The organism is Geomonas ferrireducens, from assembly GCF_004917065.1.
GTDB lineage: Bacteria > Desulfobacterota > Desulfuromonadia > Geobacterales > Geobacteraceae > Geomonas > Geomonas ferrireducens.
Genome location: NZ_SSYA01000001.1, coordinates 778,051 through 801,704, shown reverse-complemented (window position 1 = coordinate 801,704; position 23,654 = coordinate 778,051). Strand labels below are relative to the sequence as shown.

At 60.5% G+C, this 23,654-nt stretch carries 19 protein-coding genes; 12 read left to right on the top strand and 7 right to left on the bottom strand.

Annotated elements, in window-relative coordinates; all coding sequences use genetic code 11:
• Positions 1-275: 275 nt before the first annotated feature.
• Entirely contained in the window at positions 276-2,057 is a 1,782-nt protein-coding gene (locus E8L22_RS03550; protein ID WP_136523870.1) for a sigma 54-interacting transcriptional regulator, read from the bottom strand.
• A 509-nt stretch (positions 2,058-2,566) separates the two neighbouring features.
• On the opposite strand from E8L22_RS03550, the gene gabT reads away from it, so the two are divergent.
• From gabT to bfr, 3 genes are all read left to right on the top strand, one after another.
• Positions 2,567-3,877: a 4-aminobutyrate--2-oxoglutarate transaminase gene (gabT, locus tag E8L22_RS03545; protein ID WP_136523869.1), complete on the top strand. Its 1,311-nt coding sequence runs from the start codon at positions 2,567-2,569 to the stop codon at positions 3,875-3,877.
• Positions 3,878-4,102: 225 nt separating this feature from the next.
• The gene (locus E8L22_RS03540; protein ID WP_136523868.1) at positions 4,103-4,585 is read left to right on the top strand and encodes an NUDIX hydrolase; all 483 of its coding nucleotides are present in this window, start codon (positions 4,103-4,105) and stop codon (positions 4,583-4,585) included.
• A 246-nt stretch (positions 4,586-4,831) separates the two neighbouring features.
• Positions 4,832-5,299: a bacterioferritin gene (bfr, locus tag E8L22_RS03535; protein WP_136523867.1), complete on the top strand. Its 468-nt coding sequence runs from the start codon at positions 4,832-4,834 to the stop codon at positions 5,297-5,299.
• An 89-nt stretch (positions 5,300-5,388) separates the two neighbouring features.
• Here the strand turns inward: bfr and E8L22_RS03530 are convergent, their stop codons facing one another.
• A complete protein-coding gene (locus E8L22_RS03530) occupies positions 5,389-7,977 on the bottom strand; it encodes an MASE3 domain-containing protein (protein WP_136523866.1) in 2,589 nt (862 codons plus the stop codon).
• A 295-nt stretch (positions 7,978-8,272) separates the two neighbouring features.
• Here E8L22_RS03530 and E8L22_RS03525 point away from each other — a divergent pair, with 295 nt between their 5' ends.
• Together E8L22_RS03525 and E8L22_RS03520 are read left to right on the top strand one after the other, a co-directional pair.
• Entirely contained in the window at positions 8,273-9,001 is a 729-nt protein-coding gene (locus E8L22_RS03525) for an AzlC family ABC transporter permease (protein WP_136523865.1), read from the top strand.
• Positions 8,985-9,293: an AzlD family protein gene (locus E8L22_RS03520; protein WP_136523864.1), complete on the top strand. Its 309-nt coding sequence runs from the start codon at positions 8,985-8,987 to the stop codon at positions 9,291-9,293. Before E8L22_RS03525 ends, E8L22_RS03520 begins: the two co-directional genes overlap by 17 nt.
• 171 nt (positions 9,294-9,464) lie before the next feature.
• Here the strand turns inward: E8L22_RS03520 and E8L22_RS03515 are convergent, their stop codons facing one another.
• The 3 genes from E8L22_RS03515 to E8L22_RS03505 form a co-directional block, all read right to left on the bottom strand.
• Positions 9,465-12,251 carry a GPMC system transcriptional regulator gene (locus E8L22_RS03515; RefSeq protein ID WP_136523863.1) on the bottom strand — a complete coding sequence of 929 codons (2,787 nt, stop codon included), beginning with the start codon at positions 12,249-12,251 and terminating at the stop codon, positions 9,465-9,467.
• Positions 12,252-12,442: 191 nt separating this feature from the next.
• Positions 12,443-14,287 (bottom strand): TIGR04442 family protein, encoded by a 1,845-nt coding sequence (locus E8L22_RS03510; protein WP_136523862.1) that lies wholly within the window; start codon positions 14,285-14,287, stop codon positions 12,443-12,445.
• Positions 14,288-14,318: 31 nt separating this feature from the next.
• Positions 14,319-15,074, bottom strand: a complete 756-nt coding sequence (locus tag E8L22_RS03505) for a GPMC system MBL fold metallohydrolase (RefSeq protein WP_136523861.1) — start codon at positions 15,072-15,074, stop codon at positions 14,319-14,321.
• Positions 15,075-15,230: 156 nt separating this feature from the next.
• On the opposite strand from E8L22_RS03505, the gene E8L22_RS03500 reads away from it, so the two are divergent.
• The 7 genes from E8L22_RS03500 (at position 15,231) to E8L22_RS03470 (ending at position 21,203) form a co-directional block, all read left to right on the top strand.
• Positions 15,231-16,253 (top strand): GPMC system family 4 glycosyltransferase, encoded by a 1,023-nt coding sequence (locus E8L22_RS03500; RefSeq protein ID WP_136523860.1) that lies wholly within the window; start codon positions 15,231-15,233, stop codon positions 16,251-16,253.
• 301 nt (positions 16,254-16,554) lie between these two features.
• Complete coding sequence (locus E8L22_RS03495; RefSeq protein WP_136523859.1) at positions 16,555-18,060, top strand: methylmalonyl-CoA carboxytransferase subunit 5S; 1,506 nt, start codon at positions 16,555-16,557, stop codon at positions 18,058-18,060.
• A gap of 22 nt (positions 18,061-18,082) precedes the next feature.
• Positions 18,083-19,627: an acyl-CoA carboxylase subunit beta gene (locus E8L22_RS03490; RefSeq protein WP_136523858.1), complete on the top strand. Its 1,545-nt coding sequence runs from the start codon at positions 18,083-18,085 to the stop codon at positions 19,625-19,627.
• A gap of 11 nt (positions 19,628-19,638) precedes the next feature.
• Positions 19,639-19,839 carry a hypothetical protein gene (locus tag E8L22_RS03485; protein ID WP_136523857.1) on the top strand — a complete coding sequence of 67 codons (201 nt, stop codon included), beginning with the start codon at positions 19,639-19,641 and terminating at the stop codon, positions 19,837-19,839.
• Between the two features lie 15 nt (positions 19,840-19,854).
• The gene (locus tag E8L22_RS03480) at positions 19,855-20,259 is read left to right on the top strand and encodes a biotin/lipoyl-containing protein (protein WP_136523856.1); all 405 of its coding nucleotides are present in this window, start codon (positions 19,855-19,857) and stop codon (positions 20,257-20,259) included.
• 76 nt (positions 20,260-20,335) lie between these two features.
• Entirely contained in the window at positions 20,336-20,638 is a 303-nt protein-coding gene (locus E8L22_RS03475; protein ID WP_136523855.1) for a helix-turn-helix domain-containing protein, read from the top strand.
• A 100-nt stretch (positions 20,639-20,738) separates the two neighbouring features.
• Entirely contained in the window at positions 20,739-21,203 is a 465-nt protein-coding gene (locus E8L22_RS03470; protein WP_135868638.1) for a CHRD domain-containing protein, read from the top strand.
• A gap of 290 nt (positions 21,204-21,493) precedes the next feature.
• Here the strand turns inward: E8L22_RS03470 and rmuC are convergent, their stop codons facing one another.
• On the bottom strand, positions 21,494-22,816 hold the full coding sequence (gene rmuC / locus E8L22_RS03465) for a DNA recombination protein RmuC (protein WP_136523854.1): 1,323 nt from the start codon (positions 22,814-22,816) through the stop codon (positions 21,494-21,496).
• Positions 22,817-22,818: 2 nt separating this feature from the next.
• Positions 22,819-23,616, bottom strand: a complete 798-nt coding sequence (locus E8L22_RS03460; protein WP_136523853.1) for an alpha/beta fold hydrolase — start codon at positions 23,614-23,616, stop codon at positions 22,819-22,821.
• Positions 23,617-23,654 lie beyond the last annotated feature (38 nt).

Here is a 23,654-nt window from a genome sequence, read left to right as displayed (position 1 = left end):
GGCTGTCGGCGACCGAAGGAGACCCGGCCCGCACCCTCGGCGCAGGTTGGCCGTATACAGCAGAAAGCATGCCAAGGAGGTGGCAACGGGTAAAAAGGGGGCGGCGACGGGGGCATAGGGACGGAAAATCGCGCTCCGGAGGGGCTGCACAGGTTTGTCCGCAGGAAAACGCACCTAGGCGGCGCGCCGTGCTTCGGCGTAACGGGTCCGTGGCGGGCAGGAAAATATTCACATCTGAATAACGAAAGGGTGTCCGTATACGGGCGGGGTGCCCGCTATGCGGTCAGTCCGTAGCGCTTGAGCTTCCGGGCTATGGTCGGCTGGCTAACGCCGAGCGCCTGGGCGATGTCGGCCTGGCTGCCGTGGGCCTCCGCCGCCTGCGCGAGGAGCGCCCTTTCAGTACTTTCGAGCACCTGCGGCAGCGTCATGGTCTCGGGCCACTGCGCAGGCACCGTGTCGCCTGCGACATCCCCCTTGGCGACATCGGCAGGGAGGTCCTGCAGGCTGATCACCTCGGTTTCGGTCATGACGACGAGGCGCTCGCAGAGGTTCATGAGCTCCCTCACGTTACCGGGGAAGGGGTAGCCTAACAGGGTGTCGCAGGCCGCGCGGGAGAGGCGTTTGCGGGTCTTGTGTTTCTTCGCGTACCACTCGATGTAGTGGAGGATGAGGGGGAGCAGGCATTCCTTGCGCTCCTTCAGGGAGGGGACGTGAATCGGGATCACCTTGAGGCGGTAGTAGAGGTCGAGGCGGAACTTTCCTTCCTCGACCATCTGCTCGAGATTTCGATGTGTTGCGGCTAGGATGCGCACCTTCACCTCGCGGGACCGGGTGCTGCCCAGGCGCATGATGGTGCCGTCCTCCATGAAGCGCAAAAGCTTCACCTGCGAGGGGAGGGGGAGTTCGGCGATCTCGTCGAGGAAGAGGATGCCGCCGTCGGCGAGCTCGAAGTAGCCCGGTTTGCCACTGGACTGCGCACCGGTGAAGGCCCCCTTGTCGTAGCCGAAAAGCTCCGATTCTATGAGGGATTCCGGGATGGCGCCGCAGTTGATCTTGATGAGCGGCTTGTCGGCGCGCTCCGAGTTCTTGTGGATCAGGTCGGCGAAGAGCCCCTTGCCCACCCCCGAGGGGCCGAGGATGAGCACGGTCGATTCCACCTTGCTCACCTTGAGCGCCTGGCGCAAAGCCTTCAGCATGGCTGGGCTTTTTGCGATGATCTGCTGGTTTTCCAGCTGCTGTTCCTGCTGCATCTCGAGCATCTGGTTGCGGAACTGGTCCTTGATCGCCTCCTGGTCCTCGAGCTCGCGTTGCAGGTCGTCGATTTCCGTTATGTCCCGCTCGCTTACCACGATGCGGGTGATGCGGCCTGCGGAATCGTAAACCGGGGTCGCCGTGGTGATGAGCTTTTTCCCCTCGCGCGACTGCAGAAGGTTCACCCGCGAGCGGGTGCGGAGCACCTCGAGCGTCGCGGAACGGTCGAAAACCCGCTGGTTTACCAGGTCGCGCATGTTGCGCCCCACCACGTCTTTTGCCTGCACGTTGTTGATGCGCTCGGAGGCGGGGTTGATGCGCACCACGTTCGCGTCGGCGTCGCAGATCCAGAGCCCGTCCGAGGAGGAGTCGATGATGGTGTCCAGTTCCCGGGTAAGTTCCTGGAAAAACTCCATCTGTTTCGCCATGTCCTCGAGCTCGGTGCTTTCCACGAAGACGCAGACCGCGCCCACCTGCTCCTGGTCCAGGAGCATCGGGCTCACCCGAACGAGGAAGTTCGACTCGATGCCGCGCACCGATATTTCCGCGTTGTTCCGGGAAGTTCCCAAAAGGCGCTGCGCCACCTTGGGCCAGAGCTCCGGGAGGACGTCGTTCAGGTGCACCCCCTGGAAGGCACCGAACCCCTCGCGGACGGCCCGGTTGGCGAGGATGATCATCCCCGAGGTGTTGACGGCGAGGATGCCTACCTCGACGGCGTTCACCATGGCCTGGTAGAAGTGGTCCGAGCGTAAATCACCGTTGCCTAAAAAACCGATCAGTTCCACAGGGTTGAGCGAGCTGTTCACGGGCTGCGTCTCCTTCTTCCCGGCTCATTTTGCGAGTGTTGCAAGCCGCTGAGGCGGTTTCGCGACGGTCGTTCACGGCGTCGCGGACGGGGGTGTTTCGGCGCATTATGCAGAATTGAATCAAATATTCAAGGATAAATAAAAAAGGAGGCTCAAACAGTCACTGCCCTTCATACCACTGTCACAGTCCTAAGTCCTTATTTTTCGCGTATGACATTTTCCGCTCTTTAAACAGGGAGACCCCTAGGCTCCTGTCTGTGCCCGTATGTGCAGATACATAGGTGCTCCATTGTATAAGGTTCGGTTCGTGTCTCAGCCGTGTTTACCTTTACGTCAAATCCCGATTTATGACTGGGCGCGGGCAGACGGCGGGTGCTTGGTACGGTCCTTGTAGTGGGGGATATTCCGACGACGCATTCTCATGCCGTCCGTGCCGATCCGCCACGTGGGCCGGTGTCCTCATCGAGCGACCCCGGCAGTCACAAATACTAGGCAAAGGAGCTGTATCCATGACCGCTGGTAACGAACAACTGATGGAGTTACGCAACCAACATGTTCCCGGAGGGGTCGCGCTTTTGAGCAACGCCTTCATCGCCAAGGCCCAGGGGGCCATCATGACCGACGTCGATGGGCGGGACCTGATCGATTTCGCCGGGGGGATCGGCGTCAACAACGTGGGGCACAGCCACCCCAAGGTCGTTAAGGCGATCCAGGAGCAGGCGGAGAAGTTCATCCATACCTGTTTCCATGTCGCTCCCTACCAGGGGTACGTTGAGCTCGCGCAGCGCCTGAACGAGCTCGCTCCCGGCAGCTCCGAGAAGAAGACCATGCTGGCCAACTCCGGCGCCGAGGCGGTCGAGAACGCCATCAAGATTGCCCGCTACGTGACCAAACGTCCCGGGATCATCTCCCTTGAGAACGGCTTCCACGGCCGCACCCTGATGACCATGACCCTTACCTCCAAGGTGAAGCCCTACAAGTACGGCTTCGGTCCCTTTGCGCCGGAGAGCTACCGCATCCCCTCCGCCTACTGCTACCGCTGCCCCTACGGCGAGAGCTACCCGAGCTGCCAGTGCGCTTGCGCCCACAAGCTCGACGAGTTCTTCACCGGTTACGTGGCGGCCGAGCAGACCGCGGCGGTGATCATCGAGCCGATCCAGGGTGAAGGCGGCTTCGTCACCCCGCCGAAGGAGTACTTCGAGATCGTGCAGGGGATCTGCAAGAAGCACGGCATCCTGCTCATCATCGACGAGATCCAGAGCGGCATGGGGCGTACCGGCAAGCTCTTCGCCATCGATCACTGGGGCATCGAGCCCGACATCATCACCACCGCCAAGAGCCTCGCCGGCGGCATGCCGCTTTCCGCGGTGACCGGCCGCTCCGAGATCATGAGCCTGCCGCACGCAGGCGGCCTGGGCGGCACCTATGGCGGCAACCCGCTCTCCTGCGCTGCGGCCCTTGCCGTCCTAGACATCTTCCTCAAAGACGGCCTGCTCGAGCATTCCGTGAAGCTCGGCGACCAGCTGCAGGAGCGCTTCGCGAAGATGCAGGAGCAGTACGAGATCATCGGCGAGGTGCGCGGCAAAGGGCCCATGCTCGCCCTCGAGCTCGTGCGCGACCGCAACACCAAGGCCCCGGCCGGCGACCTGGCGAAGAAACTCGTCAAGCTCTGCTTCGACAAGGGGCTCGTCATCCTCTCCTGCGGCGCCCTCGGCAACGTGGTCCGTCTGTTGATGCCGCTCGTCATCACCGACGAGCAGCTTGAGCGCGGTCTCGCCATCCTCGAGGAGTCCCTGGCAGAGGTGAACGCAGAGATCTAACGCAACTGCGGCGGCAACAACACGGCAACGGCAGTGTCCGGCATCTCACCGTTGGGGGAAGAGGTGCACAGGCACTGCCGTTGTCGTTTTGTAGCGCGAAACGTAGGCCTCGATCCCGGGTGGAGCATGACCTGTTAGTGATGATGGCGAGCTGGGTCCTTGCCAAGGCCGCGTTGCAAATGGCTTAGTGTGCGAGGCAGTCAAAGGTGAGAAAGGAGGTGGCGCATGACCGGGAAGAGCGAACCGCGGCACACGGTGATAGTTGGTTGTCTGGTCCGCAACGCCGAGAATCAGGTCCTGCTGATCCGCCACTATAGGCGCGGCTGGGAGATTCCCCAGGGGCACGTCGAAGAGAGCGAGAACCTCGTCGATGCCGCGAAGCGTGAGGTGGCGGAGGAGGCGGGGGTGAACGCCGAGATCGGTCCGCTAGCAGCCATGTGGTCCATGGTCTCGCCCAGCTCCGTGCTCATCTTCGGTTTTCTTGGGCGCTACCTTAGCGGGGAGCTAAACCCGACCGACGACAGCGAGGAAGCCGCCTGGGTTTCCGAGGAAACCGCCCTCGAAATGGTGGTGAGTCCCACCATGAGACAGCGGTTGGAGGCCTTGCTGTATTACGACGGCAGGGTCAGCTACCGGTCCTACTCGTTAAAACCCTACCAGTTGCACCTTGAGCGCGACCTGCTCTCCTGGCCCGACCCCACCCCGTAGGACGGGCCCCCGCCGCCTGCAAAATCCGGCTGTGCTATCGTCGGCCCAGCCGCTTCCTTCATGCATGATCCCGCACTCCGCAGTCACAGTCACAGTCACAGTCATAGTCATAGTCATAGTCATAGAGTGCGCCTCCACACTCAGCAGCCCATTTGACAGTTTGAAAACCCCTGTTTCAATTGTTCAGGCAAAAGTCACAGCGAGAGCATTTGGGGAGTTTGATAGGCTAACTTAGGGAGGTCTTAAATGAAAGGACACGAGAAAGTGGTTGCCACGCTGAACGCACGTCTGGCAGAGGAACTCACAGCAATAAACCAGTACTTCGTTCATGCTGAAATGTGTGAAAACTGGAATTACGAGAAGCTGCACGGCATGATCCGCAAACGCTCCATCGACGAGATGAAGCATGCCGAGAAGCTGATCGCCCGCATCCTGTTCCTGGACGGCATCCCCATCGTGAGCAACTACAACAAGATGCACATAGGTGCCGAGGTTCCGGTGATGCACGAGAACGACCGGCAGGCAGAGGAGGGGGCCATCAAGGGGTACAACGAGAGCATAAGGCTCTGCGTCGAGCTCGGCGACAACGGGACCCGTGAGCTCCTGGAGTCGATACTGCACGACGAGGAAGAGCACATCGACCTTCTGGAGGCCCAGCTCGACCAGATCAAGCAGATGGGAATCCAGAACTACCTGACGGAGCAGATCGACTGAAAAGTGTTGCCTCGGAAATGAGCGCTGCCGGATGGCGCCGTAACGCGCGTCGGGGATGAAAAAGGGATCGGGGAGCCGAAGCTCCCCGATCATCCAAGTAACACGTGGATTTTGTTCAGGCACTCCCTGAAATCGATCGGCTTTGAAATGTAGTCATCCATCCCGGCCGCGATGCAGCGCTGCTCGTCGTCTTTCATGGCGTGGGCGGTCATGGCGAGGATCGGGATCCTCCCGGCGCGCCCCCCCGCCTCGATCTCGCGTATGCTGCGCGTCGCCTCGAACCCGTTCACCCGCGGCATCTGGACGTCCATGATCAGCATGTCGAACGATGCTTCCTGCCACCTCGCCACGGCCTGGATGCCGTCCTCCGCGAACTCTATCTCGTAACCTATTCTGCCCAGCATCGTCCCAAGCACCTGCCGGATGGTGGGGTCGTCTTCGGCGACCAGCAGCCGGCGTCCCTTGCCGGTGCCCGGTGAGAAAGAAGCAGGCGCGACGGCCGGACGGGCCTCTTCCGACGCCCCATCAGCCACCCCCAGGCGTACCGAGAAGGAGAAGCAGCTTCCTTTCCCCCCTTCGCTTTCCAAAACGATGCTTCCCCCCATCCGCTCGATGATCTCCTTGCTGATGGCAAGCCCCAGCCCGGTTCCGCCATGGCTTCGGGTATCTGAGTCATCAAGCTGGCTGAAAGAGCTGAAAAGGAGGTGCCGTTTCTCCTCCGGTATCCCGATGCCCGTGTCGCGTACCGAGAAGCTGACCTCGACGGAGCCGTCCGGGGCGCGCGCTCCGCTGCGCAAAGCGATTTGTACGCCGCCGCGTTCGGTGAATTTCACAGCGTTGCCGACGAGGTTCGTCAGCACCTGGCGCAGCCGGACCTGGTCTCCAATGACGTGATCCGGCAACTGCTCATCGACCTGCAGGGCAAGCTCGAGCCCCTTGCGCCGCACCTCCGGCATCACGACCTCCACGGTCTGGGAGAGGCAGGCGCGCAGGGCGAACGGTTTCGGGTCCAGCGAGAATTTTCCCGCCTCGACCTTGGCGAGATCGAGCACGTCGTTAAGAATCCGCAGCAGAGACCGGGCGGAGCGCTGGGCGGTCTCGATATACTCGGTCCTCTCGGCGTCGTCGGCGGTCTGCAGGGCGAGGTCCAGCATCCCTAGCACGCCGGTCATCGGAGTGCGCAGCTCATGGCTCATGTTGGCCACGAACCTGCTCTTGGTATGGCTGGCCGCCTCGGCCACCTGCTTGGCCTGGCGCAGGCTCTCCTCCATCAGGTGCCGCTGCATGGCGATGGACACCTGGTCGGCAACCGCCTTCATGAGTGAGAGTTCGTCGTCGTTGAAACTGTTTCTGCTGCGCGTGCCGAAGGATAGCGTCCCCAGCACCCGTCCCTGCGACAACAGAGGGTGGCAAGCGTAGGCGCGGACCCCTAGGGACTTTACCAGCTCCGTGCGCGGGTCCGGTGTCTCCGGGATGTTCTCGGCGACGATCCTGCAGGCATCCCGTGCCGCGCACCCGCAGATCGCTACCCCCAGATCCAGGCGTTGGATCTCGGCCGCCTGTTTCTCGCCGATGCCCGCGCAAGCGTTCAGCTTCAGCACACCTTCGGCCTCGTCCAGCAGATAATTGAAAAAGACATCGCAACCGAGAAAATTCATGACCTCGCGACACAGCTCGTCAGCCAATTGCTGCGGTGCGCCGCTTTGCAGCAGCCGGTTCGCCGATGCCGCGAGAAGGTCGAGGCGCTGATTGGTCCGCTTCAGGGCTGCTTCGCTACGCTGCAACTCGGCGTTCAGTTCTTCTTTCTCGATCAGCTCTCTGGTGCGCTGCTCCAGGGCGGCCTGCAGTTGCGCCTCGCTGCGCTTTAGGGCCTGCTCGCTCTGTTCGAGGCTGCGGAACAGGAGCGCGGCGGGCTGCTTCAAACCGGTCGATACGATGGCCTGGTAGATCATAAAGGAGGAGAGAAAGAGGAGCAGGTGTCCGACGAGGTTCGCCTGCCCGTAGACACTCAGGTACTTCGTGAAGGCTAGGTCGGCGGCTGCACCGCTCAGCACGGCAACCAGGAGTGCGCTGAAAACGCGGCTGTCGAAACTGGCCCTGTTCTTGTAAAGCAGGACCGCTGCAGCAAGCAGGATGGATATGATCACGTACTCGCTGTAGATCTTGAACGGCGTGAGGCCGCTCCCTTCGATGAAACAGTCGGGAAAGTTTCCTGAGAATATGGCAAAGACGAGTAGGGCGCTTGCGGTGACGAAGGCCGAAAGTGCTGTCTGCAGGTGGAGTTTTCGGACTATGAAGAGTGGAGCGGCAAGAAAAGAGAGGCTGACCACGTAGCGAGAGGCGATCCAAAGCTGCGTGGGGAGGTTCGCATCGTATCCGATGAAGATGCCAAGGCCCTTGAAAGAGAAAGTGTGTAGAAGCTGCAGGACCGATGAGGTGGAGAAAGCAAGGGCGAGGAAAAGGAAGTAGTGGTTGTCCAGAAATCTACGAGAATTCCAGGCGATGAAAAAGACACCCAGGGTGACGATGGTGCAGAAGAGTTCGACCAGAGTGTGGAACAGCAGATATGAGTACAGGCTGCAGATGTAGAGGATCAGGACAGCGAGCGCGAACGTGACAAAGGAAACGACCTGCGTTTCAGTCCGTTGCATCACGTTGCCGGTGGCCACACCGCCCACGTCCCCTCCTAACCTCTTGCAGCGAGATTTCTTTGGGGCCAGTGCAGAACCCGCGATAACGATTGAGAACTTATCACTTTCTCATAAGGACAGTCAAAGGCTTTTTTAGGTTTTTGCGTACATTTAAATTCCATCTGGAGTATTATCCATAGGCTCATGTCTCGAAGTTTTAGGGGCAATACAGTAAGGCTCGATTTAATGTGGTATTTGTGCCTACTGGCGACAGTTTGGCTATGGTAGTATCGACGCGGTATACAGAGTTTTAACGAGGCGCATGAGTCTTTAAGGTGGGAGCATGAAACAGAGAAAGCCCGAGTTCATAAGAGGGGCGAGGGCCAATGTGCCTGTCGCCGCGAGCGCCATGGCCTATGGCAGCGTGCTGGGGGTGCTCGCCTCGCAAAAGGGGCTGAGCTGGCTCGACATGATGTACATGAACACCGCCGTCTTCGCCGGTGCCGCCCAGTTCGTCATGGTGGACATGTGGTCGCATCATCTTCCCATCCTGGAGATGACCCTTGCCGTGTTGGTGATCAACCTGCGTTACCTGCTGATCGGCGCTTCGCTGGATCCGCTTTTCTCCGGCAAGCGGCTTTTGCACAAGGTGGGGATGATGCATCTGGTCGCCGACGAAAACTGGGCGGTGACCATGTCTGAGCAGCGTCGGGGAAGCGCCAGCACCTGGTTTCTCTTTGGTGGAGGGGTGTTTCTTTACATGGCCTGGAGCAGCGGTACGCTCATCGGTCTGCTTGGCGGAGGCTTCATCACGAGGCCCGAAGATTATGCCCTGGACTTCGCCTTCACCGCGGTGTTCACCGCGCTGGCTGTCGGGGTGTGGCGCGGGAAGAGCGATGTCATACCCTGGGTAGCCGCTGGCGGCGCCGCCCTGCTTACCCATCACTTCGTGCCGGGAAAATGGTACATCGTGGCAGGCGGTCTTGCCGGTGCGTTAAGCGCGATGATCGGGCCGGGCGAGGCCGCGGTCGATGGTGAAGAGGAGGGGGAAGAGAATGCAGTCGGCTATTGAAACTCAGGTCATTATAGCGGTGGCGCTTGCCGCCGCGGTCACATATTCGCTGCGTCTGGGTGGGCTGCTGCTCGCCTCACGTTTCCCGCGCTCCGGACGTTTCCGCAGAGGCATGGACGCCCTTCCCGGTGCGCTGCTGTTCTCCCTGGTATTGCCCTCCATCGTCGCCGAAGGCGTGTGGGGGCTCATGGCCGCCGCACTTACCGGCATCGTCGTGATTCGTACCCGCAACACCCTCGCCGCCATGCTCTGCGGCATGCTGGTCATCTTCCTTGCACGAAGGTTCAGTTGAGCGCGGTTCATATCGGCAATTGGTCGCAGTTTCTCTTGTGAAACGCAGGCCTTAGCCTACTCCTCTGTCACATCCGTATAGTTTTTCCCTTGTTGTTCCCGTGCCACAAGCCTGGCTTGAGTCATTCGATCCCTGAGGCGGCCTCCTTAAGGAAGGCGGCCTCCAGACCGCCTAAATCTTCACCGTCTTGTAAAGGAAGTTCTTGAATCTAAAGAAGCGCTTCCTTTCTTCTTCGTCCTCCTGTGGATCGCCGGTGATGGCTTTCAGATGCCGGGCTACTTCGGGCATGCTCTTGCCGGCGGCACTCCGACTCCGCTCGACTACCAGCTTCACCACGTCGCGGGAAATCCTGCTCTGAGAGTAGGGCTCGTAGACCGCTTCCCAAAAATCCTTCCCCGTCTCTATCTCGGTCATGATGCTGCTGGCCACTTCTTCGGCCAAACGCTCGGAGGCCGGTACCATCTGCTCTTGTGCACCATCCCTGATGGCTTTCCTGATGTCATCGCCGGTCACAAGCTTCCCGCTCCTGAAAAACAGCGCCCGCAGCAGGATGCTTCGCAACTCGCGGATGTTCCCTTTGTAGTTGTGGCCGACGAGAGCTTCCTTGGCGTCGTTTGAGAGGCTCGGCTCGTCGTCGCGAACGGCTTCCTCGGTGCTTCGGTAAGTCCTGTAGAGCTTGCCGAGGAAGTGGGTGGATAGGTCGGGGATGTCCTCTCGCCGCTCGTTAAGAGACGGGACCACGACGGAGAGCTCGGTGAGACGGTGGTACAGGTCCTCACGGAAGTTCCCGAGGGCGATCTCTTTTCTCAGGTCTTTGTTGGTGGCGGCGACGAGCAGGACGCGGCTGATCCTCTCCCGGTTCTCGCCTAGACGGACGAAACCGCCGTTGTCCAGAAAACGCAAAAGCTGCACCTGGGTTTTCGGGTCGGCGTCGCCGATCTCGTCGAGGAAGACGATGCCGCCGGAAGCCTCTTCGAGGATCCCCTTGCGGTCGCTGTAGGCGCCGGTGAAGGCCCCCTTGATATGACCGAAAAGCTCGGAGTAGGTGAGGTCTCCGCTGTAGGCGGCGATGTTGGTCTTCTTGACAGGGAGCTCGCCGTCCGGGTTGATCTGCTGCCGGTACAGCTCGTTCAGCTTGTTGTACAGGTTGTTGAAGAAGAATTCCTTACCCGCTCCGGTGGGACCGAGCACCAGTATGGACGGCAGCCCGATGGTCGCCTCCTGCAAAACGTGGCGGCTCCAGAGGGCGATGCGGTTTGAAAGCGGTTGGGAAACGGTGTTGATGAAGGCGACGATCTCCTGCGCCTTGCGGCTGTTGCCGATGATGTTGCCGAGACGGTACGAGGAAACCTTCGGGTCCTTGTAGGCGATGTCGCTTTGCAGCTTGTTCACCTCGGACTGCAGGCGCTCGATGCGCTGGATGTCGGAGATGTGCCGGGACGTTAGGCGGTCGATAATCTGCAGGATACGCTTGTGCTCTTCGGTGAAATATCCTTCCTGCAGCGAGTTCAGGCAGATGACTGCGATCACCTCGTCGTCGCTGATCACCGGAACGGCCATCTCGCTCTTGATCAGCTCGTTCATGGGACGGTGAAAGCCCGAATGCTGCGAGGTGTCCGTGACCTCTCCGATGATCTTCGGCTCCTTTGTCCACGCGACGTAACCGGTCAGGCTGCGTTCCTGCACGGGGAGGTCTTCGCCGCCGATCTTGAAGGGCGGGATCTTCTTCTTGAGCCATTCCTTGTTCTTCGCCCCGACAATGGCACCTTCCTCGTTCTCAACCACCAGCCACTTCTCACCCTCGCGCTCCTGCACGATGGCTATGCTCCCGGTGTCCGCGCCGATCAGCTCGGTCGCCTTGGAAAGCACCTTGGTGAGGAAGGGATGCAGTCCCTCGTTGCGCTCCTGCAAAAGGTCGGAGATCTCGGAGAGGACCTTGATTTCCAGGTGCTCCCCGCCGACCTCGTTGATGACGCGCTCCACCATCTCGGCGTGGGTCTGAAGGAGTCCTTCCTCGAACTCGCTGAAGCTCGCCAACTCGCGGGTGAAGTAGTTGATGAGGCAGATGAGGCGGCGCGTGTCCGGCTCGAGGCGAGGCACCATGTAGAGAGTTCTCAGCCCCATCTCCTCGGTGAGGGCGCGACGCTGTATGGTCTGGTCCTGCAGATCGGCGATGAAGAGCGGTTTCAGGAGTTGGTCGTCGGTGACGACGCCCGCTTCGTTCACGTAGCGGGAGACGAGCGAGGTGCCGTGTTTCAGGTCGATGTTGCCGACGTTGTCATAGCGCTGTTTGAGCTCCAGGTTCTCGGCATGGCTTGCCAGCACCTCCATGCCGCCGCGCACCGGGATCAGCACCGACGCAAGGGTGAGCCCGTCGATCAGGTGCACCGCGGAGCGGACCATGAAGCTCGCGGCTTCCCTTTTCTTGTAGACCTCAACGCGGCGGGCCAGCAGCAGTTGCTGGTGGTACTTCCGGGCATGGTCCACCCGTTCTCCGGCGCGGGCGAGAAATGGGATGAGCATCTCGATGCGGTCGCGGGAGAGGAGTTCCCCGTCGACGCAGGCAACCCCGATGGATTTGCCGTTGCTGGTGATCGGAAGCATGGTGGTGCCGTCGATCTCGAAGCGTCGGGAAAAGTCCTGATCGAGCGGGAGACCACTGCTCGCGGGATGCAGGAATTGTGCGGGCATCTGGGTTACGAAGGTATTCGAAACGGCTGCTTCGGCGGAGATGATGGGGAAGGTTTCCTGGCGGATCTCGGTGGCAAAGCTGCCGCAGGCGAAAGCACAGGAAAGGGCGCCGCGGGTGAGGTCTTCCAGGTAGATTCGCACCCGCTCCTGATCGGAGACGAGGCGCGCTCCCTCGCCGACCAGGTGCAGCATCTCGTCGAGGTTCTCTTTCCCGTAGGCGGCGATGCGGTCGCCGAGCGTCTTTAGTTGTTGCTCTGTAGCAGCCATGTGCTCTCCTGAGTACATAATTTACACAGGGCACGGTAAAGGAATTGGGGGCTGGTGTCAAGGGGGGGATGGAAGTAATGGGACCGATAGGGCAGATGGGACTAGTGGGGGCAGATGGGAGGGGGCAGGGTATGTCGGGGCGAGATGATTCGCCCCGACGGAAAGGCGACGACTAACCGTTAGCCTCTGATTTAGTTGAACCCTTTCCTGAACTGATACAGCTCTTCGAGGTCCAGGCCGTTCAGCTCGAAGAACTCGCGCTCGAGCTCCTCGACGTAGAAACGGTCGAGGCCGGAGTTCTCCAGGAAGTCCTCGCGTAGCGCCCAGCTCTTCTCGAGGATGATCTGCGGCAGCAGGTTGTGGATGTACACCGCTTCTTTCTTGATGGTGAGGATCGCCTCGCGGAACAGGTGGTCGGGGATCTCGCCGTCGATGAGTTTCTTGTTCTTCAACTCCTCGGCGAGCTCCTTCTTGAGGGCATCCTGGTCCGCCTTGGTGGCGTACTTGGAGTAGAAATTGCGGATGCGATCCTTGATGTGAGCGAGCAGGGTGAGGTGCAGGCGCTCGTCGCTGTCGATCTTCACCAACTGCTCGAGAAGGCCGCTGGTGGTGAGGCGGTTTTCCTCGATGAGCTTGAGGCCCGCTGCCAAATGGCTCACCTTCTTCCTGCCGTAGATCCCAAGGTACTTGTCCTCGAAGATGCCGGAGAGGAAGAGCTTCGTGAAGAGGTCGGGGGCTAGCATGTCGAAGGCGTGCTTGTTGCCGAGCAGGCTTCGGATCATCTCCTCGGAAATCCTCACGTTCTCCATGAAGGCGAGCTGGTTGATCGCCGAGGAGGTCGCGTCGTAGCGGTCGAAGTAGGTGATGATGTAGGAGTAGCCTTCCAGGATGGATATGTCGGCGCCGTCGCGGATCTTCTCGTCGCAGGCCTTGCTGGCGTCAAGAAGCATCTCCTCGAAGGCGTGGTCGCGGTTCTCCGCAGCCTGTTTTTTAGCGTAGAGGAGTTTCAGCATGTCCTCAGCGTCGATGGTGCTCTCGATCTGCCGCTCGGAAAGGAACATCCCCTCCAGGATGGTGCGGGTCTCGGAGATGTAGTTGCTCTCCTCCAGGTCGACCAGCTTCTTGTCCTTCTTGAGCATCTCGTCCAGGGTGTAAAAGAGCGCCCCGGGGATCTTGTTGCGCACCGAAAGGGTCTTGAGGCGCGTCAGGCGCGCGTTCTCGAGCTTGTTGATCTCCCCCTTGCGGTTGCAGGCGATCAGGATGTTCTTGTACTCGTCGACGATGCGCCGGTTGTCGGGATGCTTGTACATCACGTCGATCCGGATTCTCTCCTGCTGATAGCGGTCGATGCCGTAACGTTCGGCAAGGACGGCCAAGGACTGGAACTCGGAGTCGGTGATCTTCTTGTTGTTGAAGTAGAGCGCCTTGAAGGCCTCGCTGTACTCGCGGTGCCGGACGTTGATCAGCTTGAAGAGGAAGAGGTGGGCGTTGGGGTCGTCGATGATGTCGAGGATTTCCCGGATGATCAGGTTATCCTGTTCTTCGCCGACCGCACCTGAGCGCTTGAGTGCCTTCCCCAGCACCCTGAGGATGCGCTCCTGCTGCTCGTGCATGGGGGCGGAGAAGTCGGCCCCGGTAAGGGCGAAGAAATAGTTGAAGATGGCGTTGCCGTCGAAGAAGATCTTGTCGTAGCTTACGTACCCTTCGGTGCGCTCGCTGAACCTCAGCGTGCCGGAGCGGTTGTCGTAGTGGGTGCCGTAGATGATGAGGCGGTTGGAGACGTCTTCCTTGGCGAGGTCGGCGATCGGCTGGTCCACCCCGAACATGTACTCGCAGAAGGAGCCGCCGTTGCCGCGGTGGCTGATGCCGTTCTTGCCGATGATGAACTCGTTGCCGGGAGAGAAGAAGCGGATCTCGCCTGGATCGGTCGGATCGGTGTTGAAGAAGTACCGGTTGTACGCCTCGCTGCCCGCCGTGATGGCGTAGAACTCGATCTGGTCGTTTGCATAGCCGTGCAGCCGAATGTCTCTGAACATCAGTTCCGTCCGTTCTTCAGGTCTTAGTTCCTCAAAGCTCGAGCGTCATGCCGTCGTAGGCGAACTCCACCCCGTCTGGGAGGCGCTCGCCGTCGCTGTGGTGCACCTCGTGGGTCAGGTGGGTCAGCACGGTGCGGCGCGGTTTCAGAATCTCGGTCATCCTCAACGCACCCTCGATGTTGAAATGGTTCGGGTGTGGAGAGAAACGCAGGGCGTCGATGATCATCAGATCGAGCCCCTGCAGAAGCTCCATGGAGGCTTCCGGTATTTCGCTGCAGTCGGTAAGGTAAGCAGCGTCGTCGAAGCGGTAACCGGTAGCCAGGAAGGAGCCGTGCCTGATGGGGACGGGCGTGATCCGGCAGCCGAACAGGTCGAAGGGGACCTCCACCGGGTGCGATTCCATAAGCGGTGAGTATCCCTCCGAGCAGAGTCCCTCGAAGATATAGGAGAAGGTGCCGCGCACCTGTCCGATGGTGTCCGGGCTGCCATAGCACGGGATCACCTTGCGGTGAATGAAATGGAAGCCACGCAGGTCATCTATGCCGTTGATGTGGTCGGCATGGGTGTGGGTGAGCAGAACGGCGTCGATCTGCGGTACCCCTTCCCTGAGCGCCTGCGTCCTCAGGTCGGTAGAGGTGTCGACGAGGATGCGCTGCCCCTGGGACTCGACCAGGATCGAGGCTCGTGTTCTTTTGTCGCGCGGGTCAGAGGAGCCGCAGACCTGGCAGTGACAACCGACCATGGGGACACCGGTCGAGGTGCCAGAGCCGAGGATGGTAATTTTCATGTGTCGCACCTCGGAATGGTGCGTAAGGTACCATGAACGTTTGAGTGAGGCAAGGGTTTATCCCTTGCCTAGTGCGGGTTTTGAGGCTATTATCTGAACCTGCCGCGGTAGCGGCTTTTTAATGATGCGGTGAAAATACTCCTGTAGAGGTTCTTAATGCGTGTCGGCATTGTCGCCCCCAATTACTATCCTGCTGAAACCGGCAACGCCGTTACTGTAAGACGTATCGAGAGCGAACTGAGGCTTCTTGGCTGCGAGGTGCAGGTATTCCCGGTGGACCGTCTGTCGGGAGAGCGCCTGCAGGAGGCGGTAAGGGAGTTCCAGCCGCAGCTTTTGCATGCCTTCCATGCCTACCACGGCGGGCGCGTGGCCTACGCGCTCTCGAAGCTGCTGTCCATTCCCTATCTGATTACCTTGACCGGTACCGACGTGTACCAGGCGCTGTGCGATCAGCGCGGGCTGGAGATGCACGGTGCGCTGCGCGGTGCCGCGCGGCTGGTCGCGTTCCACGGCTGCGTGAAGAAGCGGCTTGGCGAACACCTGCACAGCCTTGAGGCGCGCACCGTCCTGATCCGCCAGGGGGTCGAGCTTCCCAAGGAATTCGCTTCCGTTGCGTCCGCGGAAGGAAAAGGCGAGTTCACCTTCCTGCTTCCTGCCGGCCTGCGTCCGGTGAAGAACGCGATGTTTCCCCTGGCGCCGCTTGCCGAGCTGCACGCACGCTACCCGCAGCTGCGCCTTGAGCTGGCCGGCCCGGTGCTCGACACGGCCTACGCCGCCGAGGTGATGGAGGCCCTGGAAAGCTGTCCCTTCGCCCGATACCTCGGCGTCGTGCCCCATGATTCCATGGGAGCGCTCTACCGGCGGGTCGACGTCGTGCTGAACACCTCCCTCACCGAGGGGGGGATGGCAAACACCGTGCTGGAGGCATCGGCCTACGCGAAGCCGCTCCTCGTTGCGGACATCGAGGGGAACCGTTCCATCGTGAAAGACGGCGTGAACGGTCTCGTGTACCATGGCGCCGCTGAGTTTAAGGCCAAGGCCAAGCAGTTGCTGACCGACGCCCATCTGCGCGAACGTCTGGGTAAAAACGGCCGCGACCTCGTGCGCGAACAGTGCTGCCCCGAGAAGGAAGGGCAGGCCTATTATTCTCTCTACCAGGAGATCCTCGCCGAAGCGTAAAAGCTTTCCTGATCAGTCCCCGACCAAGCCTTCCGCTACGTCCTGCCATTGAGTAAGCCCCTCCCCCCAGAGTGGGGAGGCTGAGAGGGGGGAAGCCGGGTCGAGCTGCTAAGCTCCCCCTCCCTGTCCCTCCCCCTCCGGGGAGGGTACGTCTCGGCAACTTTTTCAGAAGCCATGCCCCTTAGCGCATTACTTCCACCTTCCCTCTCCCCACCCCGTGCACCGCTTAAAATCAAATTAATCATTGCCAATGAATCCGGTTCCCGTAGACTATCCCTTCGTGACAAAAGGGAGGGAAGACATGAACCGAATCATCGACATCACCGAGCTGGCTCTGCGCGATGCCCACCAGAGCCTCATCGCTACGCGCCTCGGCATCGAGGACATGGTCCCCGTCTGTGAGGATCTCGACAACGCCGGGTTCTGGTCCCTTGAATGCTGGGGGGGCGCCACCTACGACGCCTGCATCCGTTTCCTGAACGAGGACCCCTGGGTGCGGCTCAGGACCTTCAAGTCGCTCATGCCCAAAACGCCGCTGCAGATGCTCTTGCGTGGTCAAAACCTTCTGGGATACCGCCACTACCAGGACGAGGTGGTGGACCGCTTCGTCGACAAGAGCGCAGAGAACGGGGTCGACGTCTTCCGCATCTTCGACGCCCTGAACGACCTGCGCAACATCGAGCGTTCGGTCAAGGCGGTCAAGAAGTGCGGCAAACATGCCCAGGGTGCCATCTCCTATACGGTAAGCCCGATCCACACCACCCAGGCCTACGTGGATCAGGCGAAACGGCTAGTTGAAATGGGGTGCGACTCGATCTGCATCAAGGACATGGCGGCGCTCATCAAGCCCCAGTCGGCCTATGAGCTCGTGCGCGGCATCAAGGAGAACTGCGGGGAGCAGACCCGGGTGCAACTGCACGTGCACGCCACCACCGGCGTCACCATGGTGAGCCTCATGAAGGCGGTGGAGGCGGGTGTCGACTGCGTGGATACCGCAGTGAGCTCGATGAGCCTAGGCCCGGGGCACAACCCGACCGAGAGCTTCGTCGAGATGCTGGAGCATACCGGGAACAGCACGAGGATTGACCTTGCGCGCATGCTGCGCGTGAAGGAGCACTTCTCGAAGATCCTGCCGCGCTACCGCGAGTTCCTTTCTACGGTCACCGGCGTGGAGACTGAGATCTTCAGGAGCCAGATCCCCGGCGGGATGCTCTCGAACATGGAGAGCCAGTTGAAGCAGCAGGGGGCGGCGGACCGGATGCATGAGGTGCTGGAAGAGATCCCGGTGGTGCGCAAGGACACCGGTTACGTGCCGCTGGTGACCCCGACCAGCCAGATCGTCGGAACCCAGGCCGTGCTGAACACTCTGATGGGGCGTTACAAGGTGCTCACCGGGGAATTTGCCGACCTGATGCTCGGCTATTACGGCGCCGCTCCGGGTGTGCTGAACCCGGAGGTGGTCGAGATGGCGCGGCGGCACGCGAAGAAGGACCCTATCGATGTGCGTCCCGCCGACCTGTTGGAGCCGGAATGGGGCAAGCTGCGCGCGGCGGCGCTGCCGCTTGAAGGGTGCGACGGCAGCGACGAGGACGTGCTCACTTACGCGCTCTTCCCGCAGGTGGCGCCGAAGTTCTTCGCCACCCGGCACGAGGGGCCGAAGAACGTCGGGCGCGATCCGGAGACCGGCGCGTCGGAAACCAACATCCCGGAGGGGCATCCAGGTAAAATTACCGGCCCCGTCACCTACACGGTCACCCTGAGCGGACAGCAGCACAAGGTCACCGTGGCGCCGTACGGCCAGGAGTAACGCCGCGCGCCGAGGAGGGCTCATGTCTATAGACGAGAAGGTCAAGGAGCTGAACGAGAGGAAAGAGCGGCTGAAGCTCGGCGGTGGACGGACGAAGATCGACGAGCAGCACGAACGGCAAAGCCTCACCGCCCGGGAGCGCATCGAGAGCTTGGTCGACAAGGACAGCTTTCAGGAGATCGGACTCTTCGCCCGGCATCGCTGCACGAATTTCGGAATGGCCGGAAAGGAATTCGCTGCGGAAGGGGTGGTCACCGGAGCGGGTAGCGTCGGGGGGCGGTTGGTGCACCTTGCGAGTCAGGATTTCACCGTCGCCGGCGGTTCCGCGGGTGAGGTGCACAGCGACAAGATCGTCCAAGCGATGCTCGCCGCGCTGAAGACCGGCACCCCCTTCGTGTTCATGAACGACTCCGGCGGCGCAAGGATTCAGGAGGGGATCGACTCGCTGGCTGGCTACGGCAAGATCTTCTATCACAACGTCATGCTCTCCGGGGTGGTGCCGCAGATCTCGCTCATCTGCGGTCCGTGTGCAGGCGGCGCCGCGTACAGCCCGGCCCTCACAGATTTCATCATCCAGACGGCGAACGCGAGGATGTTCATCACGGGGCCATCGGTCATCAAGGAAGCGACCGGTGAGGAGATCACCGCCGAGGCCCTTGGCGGCCCGCTTTCCCAGATGAACTACGCCGGGGTCGCGCACTTCGTCGCGGAAAACGATCTGGTGGCGCTGCGCATCTGCAAGAGGCTCCTCTCCTTCCTTCCTTCCAACAACCTCGAGGATCCGCCCCAACTCGAGGCGGACGACATCGTGGTGCCGGACAAGACGCTGAACACAATCGTCCCGGCCGATCCGAAGAAGAGTTACGACGTGCGCCAAGTGATCACGCGCCTTGTGGATGGCGGCGACTTCCTCGAGGTGCAGCCGCTTTTCGCAGCCAATATTGTGGTCGGTTTCGCCCGCATCCTCGGGCGGAGCGTCGGTGTGGTGGCGAACCAGCCGAGCGTGCTCGCCGGCGCACTGGACATCAACGCCTCGGACAAGGGGGCGCGCTTCGTTCGTTTCTGCAACGCCTTCAACATCCCGCTCATCACGCTGGTGGACGTGCCGGGATTCCTCCCCGGCGTGCAACAGGAGCAAGGGGGGATCATCAGGCACGGCGCCAAGATGCTCTTCGCCTACTCGGCGGCCACCGTCCCGAAGATCACCGTGATCATGCGCAAGGCCTACGGCGGCGCTTTCCTGGCCATGTGCGGCAAGGAACTGGAGACGGACCGGGTCTTCGCGTGGCCGACCGCGGAGATCGCGGTGATGGGGCCGCAGGGGGCGGTGAACGTGATATTCCGCAACGAGATCGCGCAGTCCGAAGATCCGCAGCAGAAGCGCCGGGAACTGATCGAGTCGTACCAGAGCACCTTTGCGACCCCCTACGCGGCGGCTGCGCGGCGTGACGTCGACGACATCATCGAGCCGGCGGAGACGAGACGTCATCTCGCCATGACGCTCGACATCCTGCACACCAAGCGGGAGTTCCGCCCCATGAAGAAGCACGGCCTGATCCCACTTTGAGGAGGCTTACCGTGGAAGAACATGCAGGGAAACATGAGGAGGTAACCCCGGAATTGTTGATGGTGATGGCGGCATCCATCGCAGCCTATCTGGGGAAGAACGTACGCATCCGCAGGGCGAGGTTCGTCGATCCCATGCAGGCGAACGCCTGGGGGCAGTCGAGCCGCGTCGTGCTGCAGGCGTCGCATAACTTGAACCTCAGAAGAGGGTAGTAAAAGGAGACCACCGTGCAACTGACCATGACGATCGACGGAAAGAAGTATCGGGTTGACGTGGAAGTCGAAGAGGGCGAAGAGGTTCGGCTGGCCGAATCGTTCCCTACTACGACGGTGCAGGCGGTGACGCCCCCTTCGGGCGCAATGCCGATGGCCGCCCCCGCCCCGGTTACCGGCGCTCCCCCAGGCGGCACGGCGGCATCGGACAAGATCTGCTGGAGCCCGATTGCCGGCGTTGTTTTCAAGGTCGTTGCGCAGGTCGGCCAGCACCTGGAGGTGAACGATCTGCTCGTCGTCCTGGAGGCGATGAAGATGGAGACGAACATCACGGCGCACATGTCCGGTACCGTGGATAAGATCCTCGTTTCCGTGGGCGAAGCTGTACAGCCGGGACAGCCCATCGCGGAGTTCGCGTAAAAATGACCGACTCCATTGATGTCGACAGCTGTATCACTAGGTGATATAGTGGCGGCTCAAGTTGAGGTGAAACAAGATGAGTGAAATTTTGGACATAGCTGATGAAATGGCGCGTGAATTGTTCGAAGCCGGCATGATGGATGACCTCACCTTCCGACAGATACAGGCGTTGTGCCTCCCACGTAAGAAACCATACCGGCCGGAAGAGATCAAACAGATCAGGATGGCCTGTCATGCCAGTCAGGCTGTTTTTGCGTCACTTCTAGGTATAGGTAAAAGCACTGTACAACAATGGGAACAAGGGGTGAAGAAGCCGAGTGGCCCTGCGTTGCGACTGCTGGACATCGTAGACCGTAAAGGGCTTGCTGCCCTGCGTTAACAAAGGGAAAAGTCTGAGGAGTGAGATGTATAGTGTTTTTTGAATGCAAAGGGTATAATCGCCGGTAGTGGTAACAACAAGGCTTTAGAGGAGGCAGGAAATGAAAAGGATAAGGCTGCTGATGCTGGTGGTGCTGGCTGCGTTCTTTGCTGTCTCAACCGGATATGCCGCTGAGCACAGCTTCAAGGCAAAACTGACCCCGAAGGAGGAAGTGGCAAAACCTGACGCCAAATCTTCCGGGAAGGCCGAATTCAAACTCAGCAAAGACGGCAAGGAGCTGACTTACAAGCTCCACGTTAAGGACGTGGTCGACGCCAGTGCGGCACACATCCATGTCGGCAAAAAAGGGGAGAATGGTCCTCCGATTGTCGGGCTCTTCAGCGGTGGCAAGAAAGGGAAATTCAGCGGTGTCCTCTCGGAAGGTAAGGTCAGCGGCAACGACCTGATGGGCGACTACAAAGGTAAATTCGACGAGCTGGTAAAACTGCTTCGTTCGGGCGATACCTACGTGAACGTCCACACCGACAAGTACCCGGACGGCGAAATCCGCGGGCAGATCAAATAACGGCTAAAGCGGCCGTACAATAAACAAGCCCGCCGGCACTGGTTCCATGGACCACCTGCCGACGGGCTTTTTCTTTGGTTCGTCCCAAGACAACAAAGGTCAGGGAAAGTGAGACCATCGAGCACGATGGTTCGGGAAATTCGCTGGAACATGGAGACAGCTCCCACGAAGCTCTGCATGAGCCCAAACGTTCCCCCCTTTGCGAAGGGGGGACAGGGGGGATTTGCCTCTGCCAAGGTATGCAAGAAATCCCCCTAAATCCCCCTTCGCAAAGGGGGGACTTAAGCCCTTTACGGCTCCTCGATCAGCACCGCCTCGCTTACCTCGGCCTCCGCGCCGCTGCCGAAGTCTACGCCCAAAATCGCCTTCGCCTCATGCTCAGGCAGCTCCTCTATCCCCTGCATCTTCCTCTGGATGCGCCTGGTCCTTGTGGCCGCGGTGTCGATGCTTGAGGATGCCTCGTCCAGCTTTTTCCTGGTCTTGTCCAATAGAGTCCCGAAGGTCATGAACTCGGTCTTGATCGCGCCCAGAAGGCGCCAGACGTCGCTGCTGCGCTTCTCGATTGCCAGCGTTCTGAATCCGAGGCTCAGCGACGAGAGGAGGGCGGCGATGGTGGTGGGGCCGGCGACGATCACCTTGTGCTCACGCAGGATGGCGTCGAAAAGCCCGGGGCGGCTCAACACCTGCGCGTAGCTTGCCTCGTTGGCTAGGAACATGACTGCAAAATCGGTGGTCTCCGGCGGCGCCAGGTACTTGTCGCAGATCAGCTTCGCCATCCCCTGGACTGTCCTGTCGAACTGCTTCGTTGCCTCGGCTACCGCGGCCAGGTTTCCCTGTTCTTGCGCCTCAACCAGACGCAGGAAGTCCTCCTGCGGGAACTTCGCATCGATGGGGAGCCAGAGCGGTTTGTCGTCCTTGCCGGGAAGCCGGACCGCGAACTCGACGCGGGCGTCGCTGCCGGGCTTGGTGGCGACGTTGGAGCTGTACTGGTCCGGGGTGAGGATCTGTTCGAGCAGGTTGTGCAGTTGCACCTCGCCCAGCGTTCCGCGCGTTTTGATGTTGGAGAGGACCTTTTTCAGATCGCCGACGCCGGATGCCAGCGATTGCATCTCGCCCAGTCCCTTGTGCACCTGTTCCAACTGCCCGCTCACCTGCTTGAATGATTCACCAAGTCGCTTCTCCAGGGTCTCATGCAGCTTCTCGTCCACCGTGGCGCGCATCTGCTCCAGTTTCTTCGAGTTGTCCTCCTGCAGCCATTTGAGCCTGAGCTCGACAGTCTCGCGCAGCTTGTCCAGTCGCTGTTCGTTGCTTGCGGTGAGGGCGCCCAACTGCTGCGTAAATCCTTCCATTTGCCCCTTTTGCAGCGACGCGATGTCGACCATCCGTTTCTGCACCGCCTCACCGAACTGTCGCAAGCTGCCGCCCAGCTCCTCCCGGTTTCGGCGTAGCTCGTCCTGAAGGGTCCGCTCCAGTCGCTCGAGTCCCTTCTCCAACTGATCGAAGCGCGCCTCGGACGAGGTGAGCCGTTTCAGGTGCAGGTAACAGAGGATGGCCACGGTGAAGGTGGCGGCGAGTAGAAGCAGCAGGATGAGTTGCAGCAGGTCGGTTCCCATGGCTACTCCGGTAGCGATTTAAGGAAAGAGATCATGGTCTCGTTGAAGATTTCAGGCTGTTCCATGTTCACCATGTGCCCTGCCTTTTCGATTACTTTGCTCCGGCAGCCGGCAAGTCCATGGATCAGCGTCTCGGCGGTTTCTGCGGGGGCGGCACGATCTTCCGCGCCTGCGATCACCAATGAGGGGTGCTTGAACGTGGGGAGGAGGGCTGTGTAGTCCTTGCGGTTGCGCATGCCGAGCAGACCGCCGGCGAGCCCCTGCGGACGGGTTTCGCGCATCCACGCGGTGACGCGGGCGATCAGCGCCGGGCTTTCCTGCGAGGTCTCCGCCGCGAACAGCAGTTCAGCGAATATCTTGATGATCGGGTTGGCGCCGAGCCTCTCAGCCTCCGCGGCCATGGCCTTTCTCCGCTCGCGTCCCGCTTCGTCGTCCGCGTTGCTGCGGGTCGCGATGAAGCAGGCGGCACGGACCCTTTCCGGGTAGCGCTCCAGGAGGTTCATGAGGACGTAGCCCCCCATGGACATGCCGCCGATGACCGCTTTGTCGATCTTCAAAGCATCCATGAGGGCGATCATATCTTCGGCGAGAAGTTCCATGCTGTAAGGCCCGGCGGGTGCGTCGCTTGCGCCGAAGCCGCGCAGGTCCGGGGCGATGACACGGTAACCGGCGTCGGCAATCGGCTTCAGTTGCGGCTGCCACATCTGGCGGTTGAGAGGAAAGCCGTGGATGAGCAGGACGGCAGGGCCTTGGCCTGCTTCATCATAGGCGATGTTTATATCATTAACGGTGCAGTGCATGGTTGCTCCTTGGTAGTGGATGAAGTGGGTCTCCCGTA